The 10,958-nt window shown below is 59.6% G+C and carries 10 protein-coding genes; 4 read left to right on the forward strand and 6 right to left on the reverse strand.

Annotated elements, in window-relative coordinates; translation table 11 throughout:
• Positions 1-3: 3 nt before the first annotated feature.
• From ACIPLA_RS16395 to ACIPLA_RS16405, 3 genes are all read left to right on the forward strand, one after another.
• Positions 4-1,101, forward strand: coding sequence for a DUF1513 domain-containing protein (locus tag ACIPLA_RS16395; protein WP_401174175.1), 1,098 nt, complete (start codon positions 4-6; stop codon positions 1,099-1,101).
• 206 nt (positions 1,102-1,307) lie between these two features.
• Entirely contained in the window at positions 1,308-2,456 is a 1,149-nt protein-coding gene (locus tag ACIPLA_RS16400) for an efflux RND transporter periplasmic adaptor subunit (RefSeq protein ID WP_401174178.1), read from the forward strand.
• A gap of 13 nt (positions 2,457-2,469) precedes the next feature.
• Positions 2,470-5,508 (forward strand): multidrug efflux RND transporter permease subunit, encoded by a 3,039-nt coding sequence (locus tag ACIPLA_RS16405; RefSeq protein WP_401174181.1) that lies wholly within the window; start codon positions 2,470-2,472, stop codon positions 5,506-5,508.
• 177 nt (positions 5,509-5,685) lie between these two features.
• Here ACIPLA_RS16405 and ACIPLA_RS16410 read toward each other — a convergent pair whose 3' ends face one another.
• The 5 genes from ACIPLA_RS16410 to colR form a co-directional block, all read right to left on the reverse strand.
• Entirely contained in the window at positions 5,686-5,913 is a 228-nt protein-coding gene (locus ACIPLA_RS16410) for a hypothetical protein (protein ID WP_026331876.1), read from the reverse strand.
• Between the two features lie 2 nt (positions 5,914-5,915).
• Positions 5,916-6,629: a lipopolysaccharide kinase InaA family protein gene (locus ACIPLA_RS16415; RefSeq protein ID WP_401174184.1), complete on the reverse strand. Its 714-nt coding sequence runs from the start codon at positions 6,627-6,629 to the stop codon at positions 5,916-5,918.
• 4 nt (positions 6,630-6,633) lie between these two features.
• A complete protein-coding gene (locus ACIPLA_RS16420; RefSeq protein ID WP_218398023.1) occupies positions 6,634-7,302 on the reverse strand; it encodes a class I SAM-dependent methyltransferase in 669 nt (222 codons plus the stop codon).
• Positions 7,303-7,450: 148 nt separating this feature from the next.
• Positions 7,451-8,731: a HAMP domain-containing sensor histidine kinase gene (locus tag ACIPLA_RS16425; protein WP_123500740.1), complete on the reverse strand. Its 1,281-nt coding sequence runs from the start codon at positions 8,729-8,731 to the stop codon at positions 7,451-7,453.
• The gene (gene colR / locus ACIPLA_RS16430; RefSeq protein WP_008069526.1) at positions 8,721-9,404 is read right to left on the reverse strand and encodes a two-component system response regulator ColR; all 684 of its coding nucleotides are present in this window, start codon (positions 9,402-9,404) and stop codon (positions 8,721-8,723) included. Before colR ends, ACIPLA_RS16425 begins: the two co-directional genes overlap by 11 nt.
• 217 nt (positions 9,405-9,621) lie before the next feature.
• On the opposite strand from colR, the gene ACIPLA_RS16435 reads away from it, so the two are divergent.
• Positions 9,622-10,365: a phosphatase PAP2 family protein gene (locus tag ACIPLA_RS16435; protein WP_401174189.1), complete on the forward strand. Its 744-nt coding sequence runs from the start codon at positions 9,622-9,624 to the stop codon at positions 10,363-10,365.
• 193 nt (positions 10,366-10,558) lie between these two features.
• Here the strand turns inward: ACIPLA_RS16435 and ACIPLA_RS16440 are convergent.
• Positions 10,559-10,958, reverse strand: a 400-nt coding sequence (locus ACIPLA_RS16440; protein WP_401174192.1) for a TCP-1/cpn60 chaperonin family protein, incomplete at its 5' end; no start/stop codon positions are given.

Consider the following 10,958-nt stretch of genomic DNA (forward strand, 5'->3'; position numbering starts at 1 on the left):
GCCATGCTGCGACGCCAGGCTCTGACGTTAGGGAGTTTGCTGCTGGGTGCGGTGACACTGGGCGGCTGGACGCTGTTCAAGCAAAAGGACAAAAGCCCGCTGCTGCTCTCGGCGCGGGACGACGGTGACGGCAAGCACTACGCCGTCGGTTATCGGCTGGATGGCACCCGGGTGTTTGCCACCCAGGTCGGCCAGCGTTGCCACGACATCATCAACCACCCGACGCGGCCGATAGCGCTGTTCGTCGCTCGGCGTCCGGGCACCGGGAGTTACCTGATCGACCTGCGCGACGGCACGCTGCTGCAAACCGTGGTCTCGCAGCCAAACCGGCACTTCTACGGGCACGCAGTGATTCACCAGAGCGGCGACTGGCTGTACGCCACCGAGAACGATACCTCCGATCCGGGCCGAGGCCTGCTCGGTGTGTATAAATTCGAAGATGAGCGGCTGGTGCACAGTGGCGAGCTTTCCACCCACGGTGTCGGCCCGCATCAGGTGTCGTGGATGCCCGATGGCGAGACGCTGATTGTGGCCAACGGCGGCATTCGCACCGAGGCCGAAAGCAGGGTCGAGATGAACCTCAATGCAATGGAGCCGAGCCTGGTTTTAATGCAGCGCGATGGCACGTTGTTGAGCAAGGAAACACTGGCTCAGCAAATGAACAGCGTGCGGCACTTGGGCGTCGCCAGTGACGGCACCATCGTCGCCGGCCAGCAGTTCATGGGCGATGCCCACGAGTCATCGGAGCTGCTGGCGATCAAGCGTCCCGGCCAACCGTTCGTGGCGTTCCCGGTCCCCGAGCATCAGTTGCAGGCCATGGGGCATTACACCGCCAGCGTCGCCGTACACAGCGAACTGCGTCTGGTCGCCCTGACCGCGCCGCGGGGCAACCGCTTTTTTATCTGGGACCTGGACAGTGGTGAAGTGCGCCTGGATGCGCCACTTCCCGACTGCGCCGGTGTCGGGGCCGTGGCTGATGGTTTTGTCGTGACCTCCGGCCAAGGCCGTTGCCGCTACTACGATTGCCGCCAGACAACCCTTGTCGCAAAACCTCTGGAATTGCCTGCCGGGCTCTGGGACAACCATCTTCATCTCATCTGATCTCACCCGCCCTTGTAGGAGCGAAGCTTGCTCGCGAAAGCGAAGTATCAGTCGGTATTTCCGCTGACTGACACATCGCTTTCGCGAGCAAGCTTCGCTCCTACAGGTTTTGTGCTCGCTTGTAAAAAGTGGCAGTTGGATTCACTGCCACACTCGGAGTAATGTTCCCGCCTGTCTCACCTGATTTTCTCCAAGGAAATGGAAATATGCTGCGTCGCCGCATGCTGATCATGTTGGGTGTTGTTCTGCTAATCGTGCTGGCCCTGGCCGGTTACAAAGCCTTCTCCATCTACACGATGATGCAAGGCTTCTCCGCGCCGAAACCGCCGATAAGTGTCGCCGTGGCCACCGCCACCGAACGTCCGTGGCAAAGCCGTTTGCCAACGGTCGGCACCCTCACGGCGCTGCAAGGGGTCGACCTGAGCCTGGAGATCGCTGGCACCGTCAAGGAGGTGCAGTTCGAGTCGGGGCAGAAGGTCAAGGCCGGTCAGCCGATCCTGCAACTCGACACCGCCGTTGAAACGGCCCTGCTGGCAACCGCTCAAGCCGACCTGGGACTGGCGCAACTGGATTACGGTCGCGGCAGCCAATTGGTGGGCAGCCAGGCTATTTCCAAAGGCGAGTTCGATCGACTCTCGGCGGTGTTGCAAAAGAGCCGTGCCACCGTCAATCAACTCAAGGCGGCACTGGAGAGAAAACGCATCCTCGCCCCGTTCAGCGGCACCATCGGCATTCGTCAGGTAGACGTCGGCGACTACGTGGCCAGCGGCACGATGATCGCCACCCTGCAAGACATCAGCAGCCTCTACGTCGACTTCTTTGTGCCCGAACAATCGGTGCCGAAAATCGCCCTCGGCCAACCGGTACAAGTCATTGTCTCAGCCTACCCGACAGAGAGTTTCCCCGGCACTATCAGTGCGATCAACCCGAAGGTCGAGAGCAGCACCCGCAACGTGCTGGTGCGCGCAACCCTGGCCAACCCCGATGACAAACTGCTGCCGGGGATGTTCGCCAGTCTGCAGGTGATATTGCCCGATCCGCAGCCACGCATCGTCGTGCCGGAAAGCGCGATCACCTACACCCTTTATGGCAACTCGCTGTACGTCGTCGCGCAGAAAAAGGCCGAAGACGGCAGCCTCGAAAAAGACGACAAGGGCGAGCCGATTTTGATCGCCGAGCGGCGCTTCATCGAAACCGGCGAACGCCGCGATGGAATGGTCATGATCACCAAAGGCGTGCAGAACGGCGAAAAAGTGGTCACGGGGGGCCAGATCAAACTGGACCACGGCGCGCACATTGCCATCAGCGACGACAAGACCCTAGCCGAGAAGAGCAGTCAGCCGCGCGCTGACTGATCAAGGAATCCCCATGGCTTTTACCGACCCGTTCATCCGCCGCCCGGTGCTCGCCACCGTGGTCAGCCTGTTGATTGTGCTGCTGGGCTTCCAGGCCTGGAGCAAGTTACCACTGCGCCAATACCCGCAAATGGAAAACGCCCTGATCACGGTGACCACCGCTTACCCCGGGGCCAACGCCGAAACCATCCAGGGTTACATCACCCAACCGATGCAGCAGAGCCTGGCCAGCGCCGAAGGCATTGACTACATGACGTCGGTCAGTCGCCAGAACTTCTCGGTGATCTCGATCTACGCGCGCATCGGCTCCAACAGCGACCGCTTGTTCACCGAACTGCTGGCCAAGGCCAACGAGGTCAAGAACCAGCTGCCCCAGGACGCCGAAGACCCGGTGCTGAGCAAGGAAGCCGCCGACGCTTCGGCGCTGATGTACATCAGCTTCTTCAGCGACGAGCTGAGCAATCCGCAGATCACCGATTACCTGTCACGGGTCATCCAGCCGAAACTGGCGACGCTGCCGGGCATGGCCGAAGCCGAGATTCTCGGCAACCAGGTGTTCGCCATGCGCCTGTGGCTGGACCCGGTGAAACTCGCCGGTTACGGCCTGAGCGCCAGCGATGTGACCAACGCCGTGCGCCAGTACAACTTCCTCTCCGCCGCCGGCGAAGTGAAAGGCGAGTATGTGGTCACCAGCATCAACGCCAACACCGAACTCAAATCCGCCGAAGCCTTCGGCGCGATTCCGCTCAAGGTCGATGGCGACAGCCGCGTGCTGCTACGGGACGTGGCGCGGGTCGAGATGGGCGCGGAGAACTACAACACCATCAGCTCTTTTGGCGGCACCCCCTCGGTGTACATCGGTATCAAGGCTACGCCAGGCGCCAACCCGCTGGATGTGATCAGGGAAGTGCGCAAGATCATGCCGGAGCTGGAAGCCCAGTTGCCGCCGAACCTGAAAGGTGAAATCGCCTACGACGCCACGCTGTTCATTCAAGCGTCTATCGACGAAGTGGTGAAAACCCTGTTCGAAGCGGTGCTGATCGTGATCGTGGTGGTGTTCCTGTTCCTCGGCGCCCTGCGCTCGGTGGTGATCCCGGTGGTCACCATTCCACTGTCGATGATCGGTGTGATGTTCTTCATGCAGATGATGGGCTACTCGATCAACCTGCTGACCTTGCTGGCGATGGTGTTGGCCATCGGCCTGGTGGTGGACGACGCCATCGTGGTGGTGGAAAACATCCATCGGCACATCGAAGAAGGCAAGACGCCGCTGGATGCGGCGATCGAGGGTGCCCGGGAAATCGCCATGCCGGTGGTGTCGATGACCATTACCCTGGCGGCGGTCTATGCGCCAATCGGTTTCCTGACCGGTCTGACGGGGGCGCTGTTCAAGGAGTTCGCCCTCACCCTGGCCGGGGCGGTGGTAATCTCCGGCGTCGTTGCCCTGACGCTGTCGCCGATGATGTGTGCCCTGCTGCTGCGCCACGATGAAAACCCTACCGGCCTGGCCCATCGCCTGGACGTGATCTTCGAAGGCCTCAAGCGCCGCTACCAGAGTGTGCTTCATGGCACCCTCAATACCCGGCCGGTGGTGCTGGTGTTCGCGGTGATCGTACTCTGCCTGATTCCGGTGCTGCTCAAATTCACCCAATCGGAACTGGCGCCGGACGAGGACCAGGGCGTCATCTTCATGATGGCCAGTGCCCCGCAGCCGGCCAACCTCGACTACCTGAACACCTACACCGACGAGTTCCTCGCGATTTTCAAGGAGTTCCCCGAGTACTACTCCTCGTTCCAGATCAACGGCTTCAACGGCGTGCAATCGGGGATCGGCGGCTTCCTGCTCAAACCCTGGAACGAACGCGACCGGACCCAGATGCAGATCCTCCCCGAGGTCCAAAGCAAGCTGGAGAGCATCCCCGGGTTACAAATCTTCGGCTTCAACCTGCCTTCCCTGCCGGGTACCGGTGAAGGCTTGCCGTTTCAATTCGTGATCAACTCGGCCAACACCTACGAGTCATTGCTGGAAGTGACGGACCGGGTGAAAAAAAGGGCGATGGAGTCCGGCAAGTTCGCCTTCGTCGACGTCGACCTGGCCTTCGACAAACCCGAAGTCGTGGTGGATATCGATCGCGCCAAGGCTGCACAAATGGGTGTGTCGATGCAGGACCTGGGCGGCACCCTCGCAACGTTGCTGGGTGAAGCGGAGATCAACCGTTTCACCATCGAAGGTCGCAGCTATAAAGTCATTGCGCAGGTGGAACGACCCTTCCGGGATAACCCCGACTGGCTGAACCATTATTACGTCAAGAACACCAAGGGCGAATTGCTGCCCCTGTCGACCCTGATCACCGTGACCGACCGGGCGCGACCGCGTCAGTTGAACCAGTTCCAGCAACTCAACTCGGCAATTCTTTCCGGGGTCCCGCTGGTCAGCATGGGTGAAGCCATCGATACCGTGCGCCAGATCGCTCGAGAAGAAGCTCCGGCGGGTTACGCCGTCGACTATGCCGGCGCATCACGGCAATACGTTCAGGAAGGCAGCGCGCTGTGGGTCACCTTCGCCCTGGCGCTGGCGATCATCTTCCTGGTGCTGGCAGCCCAGTTCGAAAGCTTCCGCGACCCACTGGTGATTCTGGTCACCGTGCCGCTGTCGATCTGTGGCGCGTTGATCCCGCTGTTCCTTGGCTGGTCGAGCATGAACATCTATACCCAGGTGGGATTGGTGACGTTGATCGGGCTGATCAGCAAGCACGGAATCCTGATCGTCGAGTTCGCCAACCAGCTACGCAAGGAGAAGGGCCTGTCGCCTCGCGAAGCGGTGGAGGAAGCGGCGGCCATTCGTCTGCGTCCGGTATTGATGACCACGGCGGCGATGGTGTTCGGCATGGTGCCGTTGATCATCGCCACGGGCGCGGGTGCGGTCAGCCGGTTCGACATCGGCACGGTGATCGCGACGGGGATGTCGATCGGGACGCTGTTCACCTTGTTCGTGTTGCCGTGCATCTACACGTTGCTGGCCAAGCCCGACAAACCTGAAAAACACCCATAACCCTGTGGGCGATGCAGAACCAAAGTGGGAGCGGGCTTGCTCGCGAAGGCGGTGTGTCAGTCGTCATCACTAGTGAATGTCAGACCGTATTCGCGAGCAAGCCCGCTCCCACATTGAACGATCGGATACAAAAAAGGCCTCGCATCTGCGAGGCCTTTTATTTGGGCTTCAATCTGTTCAACTCTGTGGCCTCAGTCCCTGAGAAAGTCCGAACATGAACAGTAACAAGTCATGATCGGGTTGAGTGGCCACGGGTGCCTTGGCAACCCGGGGCAACGGACAATGCGCGTCACCGTGCACGGAGCTGAGGACTTGCGTGCGGGGTTGCTCCCAGGCCGCCACCGCCAATGAAGCAACTGCCAAGGCTCCGGCTAAAAACAAACCTCGTGCAATTTCGAGTTTCATTGTTATAAGCCTTTGATAGCGCTGCCAAACGCCGTCTCATAAAAATAGACGAGTTTTTTCCAGTCCGTATCGCTGAACGACGAGTGGCGACGTAGTTGTTTCAGGTCGTGCGCCGCCGCTTGATGGGGGGTCAAGCGCTGCCGACATTTTTCCAGATCGATCAACGCCACCTCGACCTTGGCTGACTCGCCTTCGCCGGTGACCCGCACGAATACGTGCTTGATGTAGATACAGCCGTGTTGCCAACGGCCTTTGTGCATGCGGGCCAGGTTGTCGGCCAGATCCTTCAACACGCGATCGTGCACCGCCTCACCGTAACGCTCGCGACCGCCACCCGCGTACCAGTGTTGGATTTCCCCGAAGCCATCCAGGGACTTGGTAACCAGCAGTGCGCGCCATTTGTGCATGGGATCGCGCTGCGCCCCGCAGAAAACGATTTCCGGAACACGAACGTCGAGCAGACGCAGGCCAATGAGCGCATCGCGCTCGCGCAACACCGTCGGCCGGCCGAACGGGTGTAACGCGCTGCGATAGATATGCCCGGTTTGACGCTTGGTGTAGAGCAACTGTCCATCACTGCCCCTAACGCGCTGCACACCACTTTCGCCACCGCGACGGACGTTGGGTTCTTCTACCCATTCACCGCGCAGGTTCCAGAAGTAGTCGAAGCGGTCCTGAGAAGCCACTTCTGTTTGTGCTGCACATTGCATTGCCATCTTGTTACCTCTTGCGTAATACGTATACCCGCCACATGGCATAGAGCGGTAAAAAATCCAGGTGTTCCTGGATCCGAAAACCCGCCTGCTCGAATTCCTTTTCAACCGTGGCGGCCGGTAACACAAATCGATTCTGGTAACCCTCCTGACTACGTCGTTTCTCCGCGCGCTTGCGTTTCCAGGCCTTGAAATTGCCGTCCACCCACAGCGAAACAATCACGCTGTCACGGGTGACTCGTTCGAATTCGCGCAGGATGGTCAGTCGATGCTCGGCTTCACCGATGTGATGAAGCAAGCGCATGCAGAAAATGCTGTCGACGGCGTTATCGGGCAAGGCAATGTCGAATGCAGAAGTGTGCAAGGGTTGTACCCGTTTCACCACGTCGGCGGGTTGCGCCTGCATGGCAGTCTTCAACATGGACTCCGAGTTGTCGGCCCCGATGATGACGCGGTTGTGTTTTTCCGCCAGCAGCGGCCAGAAACGCCCCGCGCCGCACGGTAAATCGAGGACCAATCCTGGCTCACCGGCCAGCGTCAGCGCTTTTCGCGCCAATTGTTCGTCACGCCAGTGGGACAGTCGGCGGCCGAGCCCCTCCTGATGCTTGCGCAAATATTTCTGGGCGTGTTGATCGTCGTACTTTTCGGAAAAATCGAGTTTGATCGGACCAGCCATCACTGCAGCCTCCTGAACTTCTGATGACCACCACCTTAGGTAGCGTCGTGTCAGTGTCAGGTCGTGCCTTTGTGAAAAAATTGTCATGTAAAACCCGGAATTATTTCAGGGTTTTACAGGGCCAATTCAGGATCTTTTCGTTTTTCCTTCAGATCAAAGACGGACTCAAATCCACCTGAAAGCGGCAACCATTGGGTTCCATGTTGGTCAGGCTGACGTTCCAGCCCTGGTTCTCGCAAATCCGTTGCACCAGCGATAGCCCTAACCCCAGGCCCTCGCCGCGTTTCTCGTTGCCGCGTACGAAAGGCTCGAACATCGCCTCGCGTTTTTCCTCGGGAATGCCGACTCCACTGTCCTCGACCACGAACCCTGTATCCGTCAGGGCGAGGCGAATGTAACCGTGCTCGGTGTAATGCAGCGCATTACGCAACAGGTTGCCCATCACCGCATGCAAAAGGGTCGCGTTATAGCGGGTGTCCGGCGGATTGCCCGGCTCAAAGTTCAGCGTCAGGCCCTTGGCTTCGATCGGCTCGCGCCATTGAGAAAGTAGCCCGTCGGCCACTTGGCTCAGGGTCTGCTGGGGAGCCATGCTGGCGTCTTCATGTTGAGCGCGAGCCAGCATGAGGAAGGTTTGCACCAGCTCGCGCATCTCGGCACACGCACGGGCAATTCGCTCCACCTGAGCACGGCCGCGCTGATCGATGCCAGGGTTTTCCAGCAACAGTTCACAGGAACTGGCCAACACCATCAACGGCGTGCGCAGCTCGTGGCTGACGTCACTGGTGAACAATCGCTCACGGGTCAATGCTTGACGCAAGCGCCCAAGGGTGGCGTCGAAGGCCACGGCCAGCTCGCCCACTTCATCGGCGGCATAGTCCGGCGCCAGTGGCGGCGCCAGCCCTAGCAGTTGATCGCGATGACGCACCTGACGGGCCAGACGCACCACTGGCGCCATGACCTTGCGTGCCAGCACCCAGCCCAGAAATACCGCCAATGCCAGGCTCAGTACGAAACCCACCAGCACCACGGCAAACAGCACCCGCTCACGCTCTTCGAAATCGCTCTGGTCCTGCATCAGCACGTAACGCCGACCGTCAACGATTTCGACCATCGCGTGATATGACAGCTGCTCGCGAAAGACTTCATGAAAGCCTGAGTCCAGGTGCCGCAAATCCTTGGGTAATTCGAAGTCGCCCGGGCCGCCGCTGAAATAGAACAGCTGGTCCGGCTCGGGACGGTGGCTCCAGTCCGACACGCTGTCCATCAGCAGCAGGCGTTGCAAATCGCCGCCCAGACCTGCCGAAATCAGTTTCTCTTCCACCAGGTGCACGGTCGCCACAATGCCCATGGCGAAGGCTCCCGCCACCAGCGCGCTCATCAACGCAAAGGCGATGATGATCCGTTGCGCAAGGCTCTGTTTAAACTCCATCACGGCCCTCGGCCAAGCGATAACCGACGCCATGCACCGTGTGCAGCAAGGGCTTGTCGAACGGCTTGTCGATCACCTGACGCAGTTGATGGACGTGGCTGCGCAGGCTGTCGCTGTCCGGGCAGTCATCGCCCCACAGGGCTTCTTCGAGGACCTCGCGGCGTAACACATGGGGGCTTTTCTGCATCAACACGGCCAGCAACTTCAGGCCCACCGGGTTGAGTTTCAGCAGACGGCCTTCGCGCGTGACCTCCAGAGTATCCAGGTCGTAGCTCAGATCACCGACTTGCAAGGCACGGCGACCGCCCCCTTGGGCACGGCGCATGACCGCCTCGATCCGCGCGGCGAGTTCGGACAGGGCAAAGGGTTTGATCAAATAGTCGTCTGCTCCGGATTTGAAGCCTTGCAAACGGTCATCCAGTTGATCGCGGGCAGTGAGCATGATCACTGGCGTGTCGCGGCGGGCGTCCTCGCGCAGACGTTTGCACAGGGTGTAGCCGTCGATGCCGGGCAGCATGATGTCGAGCACGATCAAATCGTAATGCTCGGTGGCCGCCAGGTGCAGGCCCGACAAACCGTCCTGCGCGCAATCCACGGTGTAACCCTTGAGCCCCAGATAATCGGCCAGATTGGCCAGGATATCGCGGTTGTCTTCAACCAATAGAATTCGCATCGGCACCTCCTCCGTACACAGTAACGGCTGTCTTGGCGCGCAGCTTAAGGCCAAGTGTGGCTCAGGGATAGGGTGGCGTGCAGGGGTAAATCCGACAAAAAAAACCTGAAACGGCCTTAACAAGTTTTTCACCATCGATTCACAGGCTGACGACAGAGGCGTGTTCAGACTCCCGCGGTTGCGCTCTTCAGAACATTTCACTCACCAAGGAATTGCCATGGCTTCGACCGCTGCCCGCCCCGCTTCCAGGCCACTGAATGCCTGGCTATGCCTGGGAGTGCCCGCCATTGCGGCGATCACCCTGCTGTTGCTCGAACTGACCTCCCTGGACATGGACCTTGCCCGGCTGTTTTATGACCCGGTCGCCGGCGAGTTCATCGGGCGGCACAGTTACTTCCTGGAAGACATCCTGCATGACCGGGCCAAGCAAGTGGTCATCGCCTTTTCGGTGTTCGCCATTCTGGGCTTCATCGGTTCCTTTTTCATGGACAGGCTCAAACCATTCAAGCGTGAACTGGGTTGCCTGGTGTTGTCTCTGGCACTGGCAACCTCGTTTGTCACCCCGGTCAAAGCGGTGACGGCGGTGCAATGCCCATGGAGTCTGGAGCAATTCGGCGGGCACGAAACCTACAGCGAACTGCTCAGCCCTCGTCCGCACACCGACAAGCCGGGCCGCTGCTGGCCGGGTGGTCATGCGGCGACTGGCTTCACATTGTTTGCGCTGTTCTTTGTATTGCGCGACCGTCGTCCGAGGCTGGCGCGCAAGGCATTCGTCTTCGCGTTCACGTTGGGTTCGGTGTTTTCCATCAGCCGGATGATGCAGGGTGCGCACTTCTTTTCGCACAACGTGTGGACGGCTATTTTCTGCTGGTTGATTTGTCTGGGGGCGTATTACTACATTCTTTATAAACCGGCTTCCAAGGCTGAGCGAGTAGCCAGCGCGGAACCTGTCAGCGTCTGAGCTGACGCCTTCGCGGGCAAGCCTCGCTCCTACAGGTTCATGGCGTGCGCGGATATTGCGTCCGACTCAATACCTGTAGGAGCGAGGCTTGCCCGCGAAGAGGCCCTCATGAACAACACACCTTTCTGACAGGCAATAAAAAACCCCGCCGGCTTAACGCAGGCGGGGTTTTCATGTACGGGGTAAGGCTGGCTTACATCATGCCGCCCATGCCGCCCATACCGCCCATGTCTGGCATGCCGCCGCCAGCTGGTGCGTCGTCTTTGATCTCAGCGATCATGGCTTCGGTGGTGATCATCAGGCTGGCAATCGACGAAGCCGCTTGCAGAGCCGAACGAGTCACTTTGGCCGGGTCCAGGATACCCATTTCGATCATGTCGCCGTATTCGCCGGTAGCAGCGTTGTAACCGTAGTTACCCGAACCCTGCTTGACCTTGTCGACAACTACGCTTGGCTCGTCGCCGGAGTTGGCAACGATCTGGCGCAGTGGCGCTTCAACAGCGCGACGCAGCAACTGGATGCCAACGTTCTGGTCATCGTTGTCGCCTTTGAGCTCGGAGATAGCCTGCAGAGCGCGAACCAGTGCCACGCCG

It is taken from the genome of Pseudomonas sp. NPDC086112, from assembly GCF_044746425.1.
Lineage (GTDB): Bacteria > Pseudomonadota > Gammaproteobacteria > Pseudomonadales > Pseudomonadaceae > Aquipseudomonas.